This is a genomic window from Runella sp. MFBS21 (assembly GCF_029433105.1).
Taxonomy (GTDB): domain Bacteria; phylum Bacteroidota; class Bacteroidia; order Cytophagales; family Spirosomataceae; genus Runella.
The window spans coordinates 293,202-310,607 of record NZ_JARNTW010000002.1; the positions used below are offsets into that span (position 1 = coordinate 293,202).

The 17,406-nt window shown below is 41.5% G+C and carries 9 protein-coding genes and 1 riboswitch; of the genes, 3 read left to right on the forward strand and 6 right to left on the reverse strand.

The annotated features are described in order from the left end of the window. Nucleotide 1: 1 nt before the first annotated feature. Together P1X15_RS05495 and P1X15_RS05500 are read right to left on the reverse strand one after the other, a co-directional pair. Nucleotides 2-700, reverse strand: a complete 699-nt coding sequence (locus P1X15_RS05495) for a class I SAM-dependent methyltransferase (protein WP_277337142.1) — start codon at nt 698-700, stop codon at nt 2-4. Nucleotides 701-767: 67 nt separating this feature from the next. Further along, nucleotides 768-860, reverse strand: a riboswitch (TPP riboswitch). Nucleotides 861-911: 51 nt separating this feature from the next. Beyond that, complete coding sequence (locus tag P1X15_RS05500; protein ID WP_277337143.1) at nt 912-1,937, reverse strand: oxidoreductase; 1,026 nt, start codon at nt 1,935-1,937, stop codon at nt 912-914. Nucleotides 1,938-2,056: 119 nt separating this feature from the next. Between P1X15_RS05500 and P1X15_RS05505 the strand changes: the two genes are divergently transcribed. Next, nucleotides 2,057-3,466, forward strand: a complete 1,410-nt coding sequence (locus P1X15_RS05505) for a S41 family peptidase (protein WP_277337144.1) — start codon at nt 2,057-2,059, stop codon at nt 3,464-3,466. 77 nt (nt 3,467-3,543) lie between these two features. Here the strand turns inward: P1X15_RS05505 and P1X15_RS05510 are convergent, their stop codons facing one another. From P1X15_RS05510 to P1X15_RS05525, 4 genes are all read right to left on the reverse strand, one after another. After that, nucleotides 3,544-4,260: an ABC transporter ATP-binding protein gene (locus tag P1X15_RS05510; protein WP_028668001.1), complete on the reverse strand. Its 717-nt coding sequence runs from the start codon at nt 4,258-4,260 to the stop codon at nt 3,544-3,546. Between the two features lie 39 nt (nt 4,261-4,299). Continuing rightward, nucleotides 4,300-5,391: a serine hydrolase gene (locus P1X15_RS05515; RefSeq protein WP_277337145.1), complete on the reverse strand. Its 1,092-nt coding sequence runs from the start codon at nt 5,389-5,391 to the stop codon at nt 4,300-4,302. Between the two features lie 71 nt (nt 5,392-5,462). Next, a complete protein-coding gene (locus P1X15_RS05520; RefSeq protein ID WP_277337146.1) occupies nt 5,463-7,991 on the reverse strand; it encodes a tetratricopeptide repeat protein in 2,529 nt (842 codons plus the stop codon). A gap of 133 nt (nt 7,992-8,124) precedes the next feature. Next, the gene (locus tag P1X15_RS05525) at nt 8,125-12,723 is read right to left on the reverse strand and encodes a translocation/assembly module TamB domain-containing protein (protein WP_277337147.1); all 4,599 of its coding nucleotides are present in this window, start codon (nt 12,721-12,723) and stop codon (nt 8,125-8,127) included. Between the two features lie 144 nt (nt 12,724-12,867). Here P1X15_RS05525 and tsaD point away from each other — a divergent pair, with 144 nt between their 5' ends. Together tsaD and P1X15_RS05535 are read left to right on the forward strand one after the other, a co-directional pair. Further along, nucleotides 12,868-13,869 carry a tRNA (adenosine(37)-N6)-threonylcarbamoyltransferase complex transferase subunit TsaD gene (gene tsaD / locus P1X15_RS05530; protein WP_277337148.1) on the forward strand — a complete coding sequence of 334 codons (1,002 nt, stop codon included), beginning with the start codon at nt 12,868-12,870 and terminating at the stop codon, nt 13,867-13,869. Between the two features lie 279 nt (nt 13,870-14,148). Beyond that, on the forward strand, nt 14,149-17,310 hold the full coding sequence (locus P1X15_RS05535; protein ID WP_277337149.1) for a gliding motility-associated C-terminal domain-containing protein: 3,162 nt from the start codon (nt 14,149-14,151) through the stop codon (nt 17,308-17,310). The last annotated feature ends 96 nt before the right edge of the window (nt 17,311-17,406 follow it).

Genomic DNA, 17,406 nt, shown 5'->3' on the forward strand with positions numbered 1-17,406 from the left:
CTTATAAAAGTTTGACGTACAACCCAAAAAAATCGCCATACGGAATACTCCATTGCTGTAATGGAAACCACTTAGGAAGTCCTGTGCAGGTCCATTCTATGCTGTATTGGCGTCCTTTTAGAGCTTCGTCGATGATAGAAATGAGATGATTAGGGGTATAAAAAGTCGCCGTTACGTAAAAAGGATTTTTCCCAAAAGCTTGCTGAATACGTCGGCGGGCTACTTTGGGCGAATTGCGATTCATCATCCCAAACACAATACCATGCTTGCCTACGCGAGCAGCTTCGCGAATAACCTTCACAGGGTCGCGATAATATTCGAAGGTAGTGATGAAGGCTACGGCATCGAAAGTGTGGTCTTTGAAGGGCATATGATGAGAATCGGCCATGACCAAATCACCTTTGAAAAGATGCACCGCTTGTGCCAACATAAAAGGCGAAATGTCGCCGCCTGAAGCCTCAATCCCAATCTGATGCCACCAACGAGTGAAGCGCGCGGTACCACAGCCAAATTCTAACAATGTCTTGACACGACTGTCTTTTGTGACGAGTTGCTCAATCACCTTCTTTTGCCATACTTCAGCACGTTTGTAGGGACCTTCGTACCACTGCTCGTAGGTATCAGTAAACTCCCGATTAAAAAACCATTCTTTGCGGTTTTGCCAGTTGGTTAGGTCTTTTTTGACTAGTTCAAAGCTCATAGTTTAGACATAAAAAAAGCCACATCTCCCCGCAAGAGGGAAATGTGGCTATGTGTGTGATATGATAGTTTCTATTTGACGCATTTCCTACGCTGGTCCTAACCAGTTCAGGTTCACGGGTATAATCTCAGCCTCCCAGGAGGCACCCCGATGCAAATTTTAGTATTACAAATGTAAGCGCTTTGGTTTGTTTTTCAAGCTAAAAAGTATCTTAAAAATCTATTTTTGCGATTTGACCTTTAGCTCCTATTGTCCAGCAGCTGTTGTCGATGCAGGTTATAGCGTGCATTCCATTGGGGGTATCAGTGAGCGGTTGCCATGTTTGAGCGTTATCTTTGGAAACCGCACTTCCAGCGGGGCCTACGGTCACTAACCATCCGTTTTTAAGCCTTGCTACAGCTTCTTTCAGCCCTGTGGGGGTAGTAGAAGTGGTTTTTTGCCAAGTCTTACCGCCATCTTTGGTGATGATTACATTCTCAAAATCCTCTTTTTCAGCTTTATAATTGCCACCTACGGCGATTCCATTTTTCAAATCCCAAAAATGTAAACCAAAAACGCCTGAAGAAGCATCTGCTTTCATAGGGGTGTCGGTGACTTGCCAATGTAGCCCACGGTCAGTTGAGAAAAACACCCGAGCGCGGTCGGCACCGCCCGAACCTATCCATATATTACTTTTTCCAGCCACTACCATTGTAGAATTACTAGCGGCAAAGGAGGCTTCATTGGGTAGGTTGGAAGGTAGAGCAGCAGGCGAGAGGCGTTGCCATGTGTTGCCACCGTCGGAAGTTTTGAGAAGATAGAGGTGATTGTCGATAGGGTCGCCAAAAATGACGCCGTTTTTGGAATCCCAAAAAGCTATTCCATCCAAGAAAACGCCTTTTTGGGAGGTTTCCCACACTAGCTGCCAGCTGTTGCCAGCGTCGGTAGTGCGGTAGATTTTGGCTTGCCCTTCTTCGGCAAGTCCAGCACTGACGATGATGGCGTTTTGGGCATCCAACGCTTTGATACCTCTAAAATCTAGTTTTTCGGCTCCAATCACATGGATAACATTCCAAGTGGTACCACCGTCGGTGGTTCTTAAAACGGTGCCTTTGGAACCGCTTGCCCATATCACTTTGGCATTGACCGCCGAAATGGCTCTAAAACTTGATTCTGTCCCGCTTGGTTGGATACGCCATTGGGCAAAAAGTACCGTGGGAAAAAATATTCCTAAAAAAATGATGAAGCGTAAAAACATTTTGGTGGGTAGTTTGTCGTAATTGATAAAAGAGACGTAAAGTTTTGGGTATAAAGGGATTTGAAATAAATTTGGCCTCTGCTCGTTTTTGGTACGGGTCATAAACCTTCTCAACAAATATGCAAAAATTAATTTCAAAAATAGCGCTTTTTAGTGCAGTTGGATTTTTAGTGAGTTTGAATGCCTGCAAACAAAAAGATGTATTGCAAGGCGATGCCCTTGTCAATGAATTTGTGGCGGTCAATATGGATTTTTGGTACTATTGGCGTGATAAAATTCCCGCTGGAGCGCTTGACAATAAAACCTTAGCTTCTGAAAACTACTTCAACTCATTGCTTTATACTTTTGATAAGCAAGCCCGCCCCGACGGTGACCGATTTTCGCGTTTTTTGACCAATGCCGAAAGCACGGAGGCGTCGCTGCTTGGAGAGTCAAAAACGACCGGTGCTCGCATAGCACTTTACAACAATAACGGCAACATTGCGGGCTTTGTGATGTATGTTTATCCCGATTCGCCTGCCCAAAAAAGTGGTATCAAAAGGGGCGATATTTTTAGTAAAATAACCGTAGATGGCGAAATAGCGACCACTAGCAACTATGGGCAACTTTTTGAAAAAGGGACCAATTATGTTTACACTTTGGGAAAAGTCGATAGTGGAAATTTTGTGAATACTGACCAAACTAAATCGGTAGTGGCGTTGCCTCTTCAAGAAGACCCCATGTTGCTTGATACTGTTTATACCAAAAACGATAAAAAAATTGGGTATCTAGTTTATAATCGTTTTTACTCAAAACCCAACAATAGTGATCAAGCGCTTTATGACCAAAAAATGGCTCGCATATTTGGGAAGTTCAAAGCGGCAGCAATCAACGAATTTGTGCTGGATTTGAGATACAACGGCGGTGGCTATATATCTACGGCGGTCGTTTTAGGGAGTTTTATTGCCAAAGGTGTGACAGATAAAACGGTGTTTTCCAAAGACGAATACAACTCAAAAGTAGCTCCTGAATTAGAGAAAAAACAAGGAAAAGAGTTTAATATCAACTACTTCCAAAGCAAGCCCGAAAATATTGGTAACAATCTTCAACGAGTATATGTGCTCGTGAGTGGCCGTACAGCTTCGGCAAGTGAGCTGGTGATTAATGCCCTTAAGCCTTTCATGGAGGTGGTTATCATTGGGGATGTCACAGTAGGAAAAAACGTAGGCTCTATCGTGATTAAAGATGACAAGAAAAGATTTGAGCAGGGCATGATGCCCATTGTCCTAAAAACTTTCAACTCGGCCGGAAAGTCTGATTATACGGCAGGTTTCGTGCCTAGCGTTACAGTCAAAGAATCTTTAGGTCAGCCTTTATATGCTTTTGGGGATTTGCGAGAGCCTTTACTTTCGGAAGCTTATTTTCAAATCACGGGTACTCGCAATGCTCGTAGGGGTATTGTGGAAACTATTGAGCTAGATAAGAAAGTGATAGCTCCTTTGGCAGTCGAAACAGAAATGATTGTAGAGAACCCTGGAATTACCTTTTAGAGTATCATTATTATTACTATGCCCTTTGACTATTACATATAATCAAAGGGCATTTGTGTTTCTGTATATCGTTTTTCTCAAAGAGTAGTGAGGTGTTGAACTTTGGTAGGAGTAGGATTAATGATGTCGGATTCGACGAGCCCGTCGCGTAAGCGTATGATTCGGTGTGCATACTTGGCAATGTCGTCTTCGTGCGTGACCACTACAATCGTATTGCCTTTTTGATGAAGCTGGTCAAAGAGATCCATGATTTCGTAAGACGTTTTGGTATCGAGGTTACCGGTGGGTTCGTCGGCAAGCAAAATACTAGGGTCGTTTACAAGGGCACGAGCTACGGCTACACGTTGGCGTTGCCCACCCGAGAGTTCATTGGGGCGGTGGCCTGCTCGTTGTTCTAATCCTACGTTTTTGAGAGCAAGCATGGCTTTTTCGGTGCGTTGTGATTTGGTATAACCTGCATAAATAAGCGGGAGAGCGACATTTTCGAGCGAGGTCATTCGAGGAAGAAGGTTAAACGTCTGAAATACAAACCCGATTTCTTTGTTTCGAACTTCTGCCAACTCGTTTTCGCTCATGTCACTCACATCTTTACTGTTGAGTATATATTGGCCAGACGTGGGAGTATCAAGACACCCGATGATATTCATGAGGGTAGATTTTCCAGAACCTGATGGACCCATAAAAGCGACGTATTCTCCTTTGTTGACAGAAATAGTAACGTCTTTTAGGGCTTCAATGACTTCACTACCCATGATGTAGCGCTTAGCGATATGTGAGGTTTCGATGATTTTCATGACTGGTTTGGTAGCGTGCTTTTGTGTGATGATTCGATTTTACTTATCCTTCATTTTGTTTAAAATAATTTTCATTTGTTGAGAGTCTGCCTTATTATCCAAAATACGCTGAATAAATAGGGGAAGTTCTGCTCGTAACAGGGTTTGTTCGAATACTCCTAAGTCATTAGCAAATACAACTAGATTGGTGCGGTTGCCTTGTTTGTCGGTGGCGTATAAGACATAATTGAGTACAAAAGCAGTTGCACCTCCTTTGGCTCCATAGACTTGAAACTGCTCCTTGTTTTGAGGATTGAGCATAGGCCATTCCATCAAAGTTACTAAGGTTTTTTGGGTAGTAGTATCAAAATATTTTCGACTATGAATTTTTTCTATCACACTTGCATATTCTTTAGCTGTAGCACTAGGAAGTCTATCTGACCACTCTTTTTGTACCGATAGCGGGATATGAGCAAGATTGAATTTTGACTTTACGGTAGTGTCAATTTTGAGCAATTCAAAATACTTGTTAGCTCTCTCAAGATAAAGTTTCATAGGCATTTTTTTGAGAGCCGTGGCAGATTTTTCTTCCGAGCATACATACAAAGCAGATACAAATGGATAGAGCGGCTGGTGTTTGGTTAAGCCTAATTTTTGTAAATTAGCGTTGATATTATTGAGGCCAAGTCTCCACATCAAATACTCCGTATTGGCATTGCTACTATATCTCATCATGCCTTTGGCAACTTCGATCATCGGAACTGTACTATTGGTGATAAGCCCCGCTTTTTTTACCTCTTCTAGCCATGCTCCGTGAGCCCCTCCGTCTGTGTCATCTATATAAAATCTTGCTAAATCTCCTATGTTTATCGGTTCACTAAGCTTTATTTTTCCAGCAGATGCTTGTTGAGCAAACTCAATTGCAATAATGATTTTGGACACGCTGCCCAAGGTCATCATTGCATTCGAACGGTGGTCTACAAGTAGGGAATCATTTCTGGTCCAATAAACTGCGCATTTTCTGGGATTTTTAAGTAAATATTCGGCTACGAAATCTTGCTCATAACGTAAGTATTTGAAATAAAAATAAGTGAATACACAACTGAATAAAACAGCTAAAATCCCCAAGCCCGTGGCTAGAACTTTCCACATAGAGAGTGGTTATTTTTAAGTTAACAGGATGGTTTGTAGGGTAATAAAACCAATGAGTAAAAATACTGATTTCACCTAAAACTTTCACGTTCTTTTTCGATGAGTGCGCGCTGAGCTTGATAGGTTTTCTGAAATTCTTGATAATCGGCAGGAGTTGTAATAGCAAATAGGTCGCGCATAGCATCCTCGGCAAAGTCGGTGAGGCGTAGATGCAGGGCTTGTAAGACATATAATTTTTGAATAGCGGGGGAGTCGCGATGAAAACGTAGAGCGTTCAACAGGGCTTGATAAGGGATTTGGGGCTTGTTGAGTTTGTTGAAGTATTCTTGAGTTTGTTTCAACAGTTGTGTATCAAAAGGTGCTTGACGTATCGCTTCTAAATAGTCATTTTCGGTTTTGAGAGAAGTAAGTAAAATAGGCTTTTGGAGATTTTCTTTAATAAGCCAAAACTGTAATGTTTGGCGAGCTAAGGCTACCTTTTTTGAGGTGTCGGCTACGGTTTGGGCCGCCAAAATATCAAAAGCAGCGATTTTGTCGTGCTTATATTGAGAATAGGCTTGGGCCAGTTGTAGTTCATTATAAAAATTGCCGTTGTTGCCAGTATTCTCTAATTTGTGTAGAAAGGGCGCTAAATTAGTATCACTGGTGTATTGGACAAAATTATATAGATAGGCAAAATTGTTGACACTCAAAGCAGAATCCGTAGAAAGATAAAGGTTGTCAATAGGATTTGCATTGGTTTTTTGCCCAACTAGCTGAGCTACTGCCAGACGATTGGCGGTATGAGACAGACTGGGATATTGATTTTGGAGAAGCTTTGTTTCTTCAAAATCATGAATACTTAGCCCTTTTGGCACGCTTCTGGAGGAGTCTAAGCTGAGAGCTTTCCCCCAAAATGCCAAAAGGTTGGTTTCAGCTACGCTGGTATTGTGGGTGTTTTGGCGGGCTAACTCATAATAATAATAGGTCGAATCGGCAATCGTAGTTCGGGTATAGAGATAGCCTAGGTTATTTTGAAGTTCGCCACTATTAGGAAACTTGGCAATGCCTTTTCTAAGATTAAAAACAGCATCAAAAAACAGGTTTTCGTTCAACAACGCTTGACTCAGTCCCGCATAGGCTTGAGGGGTGGGATCTTTGTGCAAAGCTTGTTGAAAATAAGCCCCTGCGCTTATTCTATCGCCTTGTCGTAAGGCCAAAGAAGCCAAAGCAAATCCAGATTTGTGGTTTTGGAAGTCTTGTTCGAGGGCAAGCTGGTAATATTGTTCGGCAATAACGTATTCGCCTGTAGTTGTATAGAGGTCGCCTAAAGTATTGTAGTAACCTGCCTGAGCTTGGTCAAAACTATGAAAACGATTGAAAGATAATAAAGCCATTACCCCCATACCACCAATCATCCATGCTTGGGATTGAAGAAATCGCATGGGTTTGTAAATGACTTTGTAAACTGCTTTGCCTTGTTTAAACAAAGGCCAAAAATTGAGACCAATATAAGCTGTAAAAACCAGCCCGATGGCTAGTTGAGTATACACAATAGCATCTTCAAAAACTTCGATGAGGGGATTGTTGTGAGTAAAGGCCACAAAACCCAGTACTGCTGTCGAAATAAGACTTACTCCCAGATACAACCAAACGCCAATTTCTTTGAAAGGTAGGAAAGAGTCGGTACGTTTATGTAAATTCCAGAGCCCTAGTACTATACTTACTACGCACAAGAGAGTAGGAGTGAAGTACCCTAGAGTGTCGTCGGTACGGCGAGTGATTTTGAGATAAAGTAAGAGAAGGGTACAGAGAAAAAGGCCTGTCAAAAACAAAAAGTTTACCAAACTATTTTTACCAAATCCTGTGCGTGAATTGGTAGTGACATATACAAATCCACTGATGATTTCGATAGATACCCATCCTATAAGCAAACACACTACTATCGACATTGGGAGCAAAGAATAGGCAGTAAAAGTAAACGCAACCTGGGGTACTTGAGCAAAATAATGGAACCCCACCGCAAGCAAAAGTATAATCCCTGAAAAGATGAAAATGCGCTGCGTCATAGATATATCTTCCCTGAAAGCCTGAAAATAATAACTTGCTCCTCCCAACACTACCGCAATGATGCCAAATCCAAGAGATTTTTCGGAACCAAAAAGCTGTAAAATTTCCAAATGAGACAATGCTATGAGGCTGATAAAAACCATCATGGAGCCAATATACCAACGCCTCGGCAATGCCGACAATGCGCTAAGGAGTAGTACCACGCCTGCGAGTAGCAAACCGACGTAGCCCCATATGAGCCAAGCTGGCAAATCTGATTGCACTGGCACAAATTGCTCTTTGAGTAAGTAAGCTTTTCCTAAGAGTTCAATTTGAGATTGGGTAGAATCAGGGTGTTGGACAGAAGCTATATCTTGTTTAACGGTGAGACTATCGAGTTTTACAGTTACGTCATCAAGTTCACTCAATACTTGCCAGCTCACGGTATTTTCGAGGCCTCGATAGTGAAAAAACAAGAGGGACGTGAGGCCAAAAACAAGAAGACCAAAAAAAGTAAAGTATAAAAATCGTTGGGTAGGATGCCAATTTTTCCAGAAAAAGAGAGATGTCATGAGGATGCTCAAAAACGTATAAAGCGTTTATTGTTTGGTTAAACAACGCTCCACCGAATAAGATATTTTTATTGAAAAGTAAATAGAAGCTGCAAGGTATAAAATACTGAGCTTTATTGGTCATTATTTGTGGCTACTGCTTGTTAGAAGAAGGCTCAACGGAAGTCCTATAAGTAGTAAGCCGGCCCGAATTTGTCTTGGGGGGCGTTTCTGTACGAGACTCTTTGGGGCCAAATATCCTAAAACTGTTGAAGCTGCGAGTAAACAAATAACTAGCGCCGTACGAAACGGCGTTGGGGGTTCCGGCGGTAGAAGTAAACTGATTCTGAACATTGCGATTATACATGCGTAGGCGTTGGCTACCATCATCCGTAAGCCAATACTCCAAAGTCCAGTCTAAAAGGAGGTTGGTGGCGTCGTATTGATTTTGCCCATAGGAGAGGCGGCCGTCGCGTGTAATACGAAAGCGATCATTAAAAAAACGATACGAAAAGCGCAATTGAAGATTGTTGATGGCATTGGGGTCCGTAAAATTAAAACCTGAAAGCCCTACTTCTAAGTTTTCATTTACCGATGATAACCATTTGCTAAGCTGACTTGTAATAAGCTCACTGGCACTATTGAGTCCTAAGGCACCAGATTGAGTCAAAAAATCGTTTTGATTAGATATCAACTGACCAAATAAAAGCATTCCACTAACTTGTTGAGCTAAGTATTGCTCGTCGCGTTTGAGGCGAGTTTCTACAGCATTGATTTCAAATTGCACACTTGCTGGATATTCTTTAAACTTCAAATCGTACGCGATTTGGGGTGAAAGCATTCGCTCGCTCAGTGCGATAGTGACTTCTACCGGGTAGCGTCTTGAAATGAGCTCGCTGCGATTGTTGAGGTTGGAAGTGGTACTTGTAGTACTAGTCTGAAACAAAGGTGCAAGAGAGGCATTGCTTATATAACTCGCTTTTACATCGAGTGTGGCTCCATACGGGTCGCCTGTCCACGAAATTCGGCTTCCTTTTTGGATTTGGAATTTTTTGTTGATAACATTTTTTAACGTAAATAGATAATCCCCGTTTTGGATTTCGTAAGAACCTGCCATATTGAACTCGCCACGGGTATCTATTTTGAGGTTGATAAGCCCACTTCCAAATGCTTTAATGGCATCGCCTGTTTGACGGTCAAACTGAATTTCGCAATAAGCATCTGGGGTCATATTGAGGCGCAAATCCATCTTGATGATGTCTTCTTCATTGCTAGTAATCTTATTTGTTTTGGCGATGGCTTGGGCTGTAGTATCGGGAGTAGACGATACAAACTGCACAAAATCTTCGGAAGCGACTTCGGCTGCCCCATCCAGCGGAATGTATATTTTGGTACTCCGGTTACTAGTCAGGTCTGCGTCAATCTTGAAATTATTGATTGGGCCAAACACCTCTACTTTTCCAGTGGCGTAAGCATTGCCATAGAAAAGCTCATTGTCACGAATGGTTGTATTCAAGATTTTGAAATTACGCATATCTGCGTCAAACCCTAAGGTAAATTTGGTAAAACTATTGTGATAGACGCCACCGCGCAAAGTGGCAGTGTTGCCTTCAGGGTCAGTAAGACGGAGGTTTTTGACCCGAATATCTGTTTCACCAAAATACACCTTATCTTCAAAAGATAAAACGGCCTTGAGGTAATCAAACGTTAAGCGACCTTTTTTGACATCGATGACTCCATCCAATACAGGGGCATTATAAGGGCCTTTGATAGCGACCATTCCTCCCGCTTTACCCGTAATGTTAGAGACCAATCCCCTCGAAAAAGGCTCTAGTAAATTCAAATCGGTTTCGTTAAAATTTGCGCTAAGATTGAGCTCATTGTTGGTTAAATCTGGGGTGTAAGTGCCATTTACCGAAATAAGCCTTTTCTCTTCTTTGTCCAAATGTACATCTACATGCAAATGTTTGTCTATAGGATCCCATTCGCCCCTGCCTACTAAATTCCCCATTAGGAAATTGTTGTAGGTAAGGTTTTTGACTTCTGTTTTGGAGTCTACAATCGGTGTACGATATACATCACTTACCATGATAGCACCATTGGCAACCCCCCCAAGGTTGGTGTTCAAGACAGGGTTAAGGGTAGCTAATTCAAAGTTTTTGGTTTCAAAAGCAAGTGCTTTAAGGGTGTCTTTTGAAATATCACCGTTGAGAGAGAGAAACTGGTCTTTGTCTTTGGTTTTAAGATTGATGTTGCTAAACGTAACCTCTGAGCCATACACAGAGATAAGATTGTTGGCATCTAAGTTCCAGTCTTCTTCTAGGAGCCGAAGTTTTGATTTTTTGAATTGTAAATACAAATAATCTCCCACAAAGCGTAATTCACCGTTGAGAGTAGCACGGTTTGGCATTTTTTGCTGACGCAGATTGCTCCTAAAATTAATGTGGTCGTTGTCCCAAGCCGCTTCAATGGCCATTTTTTCGGTGGGGGCAATCCCTACAAGTTGCTGCTTCTCAGAGTTAATAATCGCTGAAGCCAAGACCTCGGGGCTATTGGTGAATTTGGAGGTATTAAGGTCGATTTCTGATTGATAGAAAGTATTATTTCCAATTTTGAGGGTATCCAATCGTCCCGTCATTGAGAAAATGGATGTATTGTCGATGGTAAATACCCCTTCTACAACTGAGCCATTAGAAATCGCGCCATCAGGATAGAGGAAAGCCAGAAAGCGGTCCATTTTCTTGAACCGTAACCGATAATCTACGCTATAACGCTGTGGTGAGAGTATGTTCTTGAGTTTCTTTTGGGCATAATATTGCGCTCGCGCCGTCTCGTCTCCCAAAAAATACATTTTATATTCTTTAAAAAGTTGGGGTAGATCTTTGACAGCTTTGGTTGGTTGAAATACTCCTTCGGATTGAAAATTGAAGAACTCGGACGAAATAGACAAGCGGCGAAGTTTGTCGTCTAAATGAGAATTTATCACCAGCGTATCTACCACTAAGCTACGTTTTTTGAGCGTGGCATAACTATTCAAAAACGTAGCATGGCCTGTCAACTCATCCATAGTATTGCCTTCTAGATTTACATCTAGCTCCGTATGAATCAATAGCGAATCTTTGGTGAAATTGAGCGGCTGTAGATTGATTCTTTCTACTTTTCCACGTGCATGATACAGGTATTTTTCTTTAGAAAAGTCAAAAACCCCGTCTACATTTGCTAATAAGTTAGAATCCTTAACTACGATGAGGCCTTCAAAAAACTTATTTTGCATATTGCCCCGCAAGTATACATTACGATAGTCGTAGCCATTATAATGAAATTTGGGTAAGCGTCCGTCAAAATTGAGTGAGGCATTTTTAACGGTAAATCCTTTTCCTTGGATTTTGCCTTCTATATCAAGCTGAGCAAACTCTTCGTCGTCAAGTGCTTTTCCTAGTTCAAAATTTTGGGCGGCAATATCAGCTGTATAAGTAGGAACTGCACTGGCAAGATTCATTTGCAGGTCTTTGACCTTAATCTGCCCTAAAGCACTCTGAAAATCTCCTTTAAGTTTGAAACGCTCGACGGTACCTAGATAAGTCCCAGTGAAATCGACTACGCCAAATTTCTGCACCAAATCATTGAAAGATTTTTCGGGATAATATTGATAAAGGTCAAAAGCATCGACGCGTGAATTTTTGAGGTCAAAATTCATTAAAGAAGTATAAAATTCTGTCACTCCTTTGAACCCAATGTCGCCTTTTAGACGGCTGTTTTTACCAAATTGTAAATCAGCATTTGACCATTTGAAATCATTGACGGTTCCTAAAAAATCGCCGTGGGCTTTCCAAGTTTCGTCCAAAGTAAATAAGTAATCTGCAAACCAACCCAAATCTTCTGACCGTACCCGTGTACTGTCAAGATGCGCTTTCATTAATACTTTTTGGTTAAAATCACCAAAGGCAGAGGGCGCGTCGTAATTGAAAGATATGTAGTTTCTAATAATAGAATTTCCGATATGGGCATTGAGCTGCGCTAGTTCTAATTTGGTACGACAATATAGGAGCTTAGTATCTAACTTTTTGACAGTGAGGTTGGTACGCTTGTCGTAGGTTGTTAAGTTTTGGATGTTAGTCGCAATGGTATCTCCCAAAACCAAGAAATTACGAGCTTCTGCATTAATTTTTTGGAGCGTAAAATGATTGTAATCAAAAGCCTGCCCTTTCATTATTCTTTCGCGAGGGTCGTCCCATCGAAAAGAACCTTCAATCAAGTGAACTTGTTTGATAACAAAAGGTACGTTTTGGTCTTTGACGCCAGGAGCATTGGGATTGGCGGTGAGCTCTTCAATGCGGGCAATAAATTCGTCAAGGTTTAAGTCACCGGTTTTTGGGTTTTTGACCAACCATACCGCTGGGCGATAAAGGGTAGCTTCGTCGAGAGAGGTACCAAAAGTCTTTTTATCTTTGCCCAAAATCAAGCCCCAAAAATCATGATTGACGTCAACGCGCTCAACTTGAATCATGGGACGTCCTTGGCGGTCAAAAATCTTGACTTTTTCGAGCGAAACGGCATCAAACCATTTGATACTTATTCGTTCTATAGATGTGGGGTGTTGTAATTCGGTAGATAATTGCTTCGTAATGTAGTTTAATATCAAGGTTTGGATGGCCGGGAATTGCATACTTAGACTTATCATCTCAGCCACTATCATGATAGTGACAAAGAAGATAAAGACAAAATTAGCGATATGCCAAAGGATACGTTTCATGGCCGCTTTTGCTGGCTTTTAAGACCTTGATGAAGGTTTTGATTCAGAATGGAGCTGTTTTTTTAGAGTAGGTAAAACGTGCAACATCAGCCAACTATCTGCTTGATATATAACTTTTTAACAATAAACGAAAAATAACAATAAATGACAAATATTCTGGCGATTGAATCGTCTTGTGATGAAACATCGGCGGCCGTTATCTCTAACGGACAAATACGCTCAAACATTGTGGCCACCCAAGTGATTCACCAAAAATACGGCGGGGTCGTTCCCGAACTTGCTTCGAGAGCTCATCAACAACACATCTTGCCGGTAGTTGAAAAAGCGCTCGAAGATGCAAAAATAAGTAAAAAAGACCTGAATGCCATTGCTTTTACAAGAGGCCCTGGTTTGTTGGGAGCACTTTTGGTAGGAGCTTCTTTTGCTAAAGCGCTGGCGTTGGGGCTTGATATTCCGCTTATCGAAGTCCATCATATGCAGGCACATGTGTTGGCTCATTTTATTGAAGAACCGCGCCCGAGTTTTCCATTTTTGTGCTTGACAGTAAGCGGTGGTCATACTCAAATTGTGCTGATACGCAGCGCCTTAGATATGGAGATTATTGGCGAAACCCAAGATGATGCGGTGGGGGAGGCTTTTGATAAAACTGCCAAACTTCTGGGTTTGCCTTATCCAGGAGGGCCCTTAGTGGATAAGTACGCACAGCTTGGAGACCCTTTGGCGTTCCCATTTCCTATGTCCGAAATGCCCGCTTTAAACTATTCATTTAGTGGAATCAAAACATCAATTCTGTATTTTTTACAAGAAAAAGTCAAAAATAATCCTGATTTTGTGATAGAAAATCTGAATGATATTTGTGCTAGTGTGCAGTATACTTTGATTAAAATGTTACTACAAAAATTGCGCAAAGCCGCCAAACAAACTGGAATTTCAGAAATTGCGATTGCGGGAGGAGTTTCGGCCAATTCGGGTTTGAGGAAGGCGCTCCATGAACTGGGAGCTAAAGAAGGCTGGAAGGTATATATTCCACGTTTTGAATATTGTACTGACAACGCTGCCATGATTGCGATGGCTGCTCATTTTAAATACGAAAATGAAGATTTTTGTGAGCAAACCGTAAGTCCTTTACCACGAATGGATTTTTGAAACTGCCCGTTGGATAAAATTATTGATAATCTTTGAAGCAACCTGTTCCGAAACGCCTCAGAAATGACTAACTTTGGTTAGTCATTTTTTTTATTCAACGTACAGAAACTTTAAAGAAATGAGGCGTTTGGTATTGATTAAGGAAAGAAAATTTCTGACCTTATATAATTCTCCTAATTGGGCGAAGCAACTTATTGTGTTTGTAGAGAGAGGTATTGCAGAAACCTCTACTGTGTTATTCTAACCAAAAATACTTTCCCTTACTCTTCGTAGCTAACTATGAATTTTCGAGGCTTTTTGATGGTGTTGATGCTATGGATGGCTTTTGGTAAAAAAGTGGCATGGGCAGAGCATCTCAATGGTGCCGAATTGACAATAACGGCTTTATCGGCGCCAGAAACATATAGGATTTCTATAAGGACTTTTGCGAGTATGACCGCTTATATTACAGTAACTCCAGGGGGGCAATCCTCAAGTATAGGAGGGACTCATCCTGAACTTGATATGGTTGTGCATATATTTAGGAAGCGGGATAATGAACGAGTCGAGTCTTTTACTTTAAAACGTCTCCGAACACAACTTAAAGGAACGGTTAGTCTTGATGCTTCAAAACCTTGTAATGGAATTGTAGGTAATTTGTTTGAGGTTAGTACATATGTCAATAGTGCGGATGTGAAACTTGATCCAAACAAGTACAATGATTTAATGGGATATTATGTTATTTGGGAACGATGCTGTAGAGTGGAAAATCTCATTAATATCCAAAATGGAGGTAGATTTGTGGGACTTGTAGCAAGAGCAGATTTTCCAGCTATTATACGTAATGGTCAGCTTTTTAGGAACTCATCTCCCGTTTTCAAAGATACTACGGCCGTTCAGTTTGCTTGTGTCAACCAACTTATTCATGTAGATGCCTCAACCAATGATGATGATGGAGACCAGCGTCGCTATTCGATAGTTACTCCTTTACAAGGGTATGCTACACAAGATATAACAAATACAACCGGCTCTGGGGAATCTCGGAGTTTTTACCCTGAAGTGAGATGGGCACCAGGCTACAGTGCAGCCAATCCTCTCAATAGCCCTCAAGGACTCAGCATAAATTCGGCGACGGGGCAAATTACGGGACAAAGTGATAAAGTGGGGAGTTTTGTGTTTGCGGTACTAGTAGAAGAATATCGAAACGGTGAGAAAATAGGGGAAATCAGAAGAGATTATCAGCTGGTAGTAAGAGACTGTGACACAAATAACCCTACACCTCCTGCGATCACAGTGGATGGTATTACAGGAGAAACTACTCTTTGTAATAATGAAAGCAAAACACTGACAGCTCCTTTGATTGCGAATGCGACCTACCAATGGTATAAAAACGGAGCTACAGTCTCCAATGCTACTAGTCGTACGTTGAGTGTTAGTCAAGCAGGGGAGTATCAAGTAAAAGTAACAACTGCTTGTAGTCCAGAGGCATCTTCTCCTATTTTTAAAGTGAACACTGTTACCGCTATTCCTCTTACTATAACACCCTCCGGGACTGTAGAGATATGCAGTGGTGATGTCTCCAGATTAGAAACTAATTTAACAACTAATACCCATCGCTGGTATTTGAATAATACGCTTATTAGTGGCGAACAAACCAATCGTCTCAATGCAAGCGTCCCAGGTGTATATAGAGCCGAAGTTGGAGATGCCTTGTCTAGCTGTTTATTGAAAGATAGCGTAGTTATAGCTTTAAGGGTACCTCCCACAGCATTAAATCTAAGGGCTTCGAAATCAGTAATTTGTGGAGAAGATTCGGCTTCGTTGTCGGTGAATTCAATCGCAGGTTATACTTTGGAGTGGCGGAGAGATGGACAAATCTTGCCTTTTACATCCTCCTCATTTTACACCAAAGCAGGAGGGCTATACCAAGTAAGAGTTAGTTTGGGAAATTGTAGCCAATCAGATACAGTGCGCATACAAGCCTTCCAAAGTCCTAATATACCCATTGTGACCTCCAGCAATGGCGAAAGTGGCTTGCAAATTTGTAGGGGTGAGACGGTAAGCTTAGCCACAGCAATGATTCCTAATACTACCTACCAATGGCAATTAGAAGGAGCGAATATTGGTAGCACTAATACTTCATCTATCCAAGCAACTAGGGCTGGAAACTATCGTGTTCAAATCGCTACGCAAGGAGTATGTAACTTTACTTTAACATCAGAGATTTTTAGAGTAAATGAGGGACAAGCTCCGCAGATTAGTCTTGGATCAGCAGATACTACTCGAATCTGTAATGGAGATACTGCCTTGTTACAAACGAGTTCTCCTACCCAAAATGAGTATCGATGGTACCGTAATGGGGCATTACTAACAGGAGCCACTGGGAGTGAGTTGCGAACAACACAACCTGGAATGTATCGCGTAGAAGCTCGAAATGCTACGTTGGTGTGTGGTGTTAAAGATAGTATAGCGGTAGTTTTTAATACTCCCCCTTCTGCTCCTACGATTACGGCTTCAAAAAATATTTTTTGTGTAGGAGATTCTTCTCAAGTTAGGCTTAATGCCCCGAGCGGCTACAACATAGAATGGCGACGTAATGGGCAAATAATTGCTGAAACTCGGCCCAATTTCTACACAAATCAAGCAGGAATATATCAGGTAAGGATATTTGCGGGGAATTGTTCGGCTACTTCAAATGATATTGCACTTACAGCCGAATTGCCGCCTGTGGTTACATTTGGAACTATTGCTCCAGTATGTTATAATGATACATTAGTCGTAAATCTTACTGCTTCTCCTGCTGGAGGGCAATTTGGGGGGCAAGGAGTTGGCGGAAACAAGGTCAGAGTGTCGCAGGTAGGTGTGGGGAGTCATTCCATTACTTATACGGTAGTATCTTCAAATGGATGCCGTGGAGTACAAACCCAAGAATTGGAGGTAAGACCTGTGCCCAAAGTGACTCTACCATCCCAAATGGTAGTAGGCGAAAATGACGACACAGAGCTTACACCTACCATTGAGGGCACAGGGCCATTCACTTATCAATGGACACCTCCACAGGGTTTGAGCAGTGCTACTATTGCTAGCCCTAGGGTTAAAATTTCTGAAAATACAAGCTATACCCTGATCGTGACGGCTCCTAATGGCTGTACCGCACGTGCGTCAATAAATGTATTATTAGAGGTAGTTGATTTAATTTTTATTCCTGATGTATTTACGCCCAACAACGATGGTATCAATGATACTTGGGAGATTAAAAATATCCAAATTTTTCCTGAAGCAGAAGTAACTATTTATAATCGTTGGGGTGAAGCTATTTTTCATCAAACAAAAGGGTATCAGGTACCTTGGGATGGTACTTATGGGGGTGTGCCAGTCGCTTCTGGCCAATATACGTATGTGATTAATTCCCAGACAGAAGAATTTGGGTTTTTTAGAGGAAAGATTCTGATAGTAAGATAGTTGTGCTGTTGTTTTGGTTGTGTTTTTCGATAAATTGATAAGTTCAGTTTTTTACTCTGTTATGATAAACTTATTCTTTTTGCTTCGTTATGATAA

Bases quoted from the DNA above. Each gene is read 5' to 3' on its own strand.
- P1X15_RS05525 (WP_277337147.1), bottom strand. From the start codon at position 12,723: ATGAAACGTATCCTTTGGCATATCGCTAATTTTGTCTTTATCTTCTTT.
- P1X15_RS05535 (WP_277337149.1), top strand. From the start codon at position 14,149: ATGAATTTTCGAGGCTTTTTGATGGTGTTGATGCTATGGATGGCTTTT.
- P1X15_RS05495 (WP_277337142.1), bottom strand. From the start codon at position 700: ATGAGCTTTGAACTAGTCAAAAAAGACCTAACCAACTGGCAAAACCGC.
- P1X15_RS05500 (WP_277337143.1), bottom strand. From the start codon at position 1,937: ATGTTTTTACGCTTCATCATTTTTTTAGGAATATTTTTTCCCACGGTA.
- P1X15_RS05515 (WP_277337145.1), bottom strand. From the start codon at position 5,391: ATGTGGAAAGTTCTAGCCACGGGCTTGGGGATTTTAGCTGTTTTATTC.
- P1X15_RS05505 (WP_277337144.1), top strand. From the start codon at position 2,057: ATGCAAAAATTAATTTCAAAAATAGCGCTTTTTAGTGCAGTTGGATTT.
- P1X15_RS05510 (WP_028668001.1), bottom strand. From the start codon at position 4,260: ATGAAAATCATCGAAACCTCACATATCGCTAAGCGCTACATCATGGGT.
- P1X15_RS05520 (WP_277337146.1), bottom strand. From the start codon at position 7,991: ATGACATCTCTCTTTTTCTGGAAAAATTGGCATCCTACCCAACGATTT.
- tsaD (WP_277337148.1), top strand. From the start codon at position 12,868: ATGACAAATATTCTGGCGATTGAATCGTCTTGTGATGAAACATCGGCG.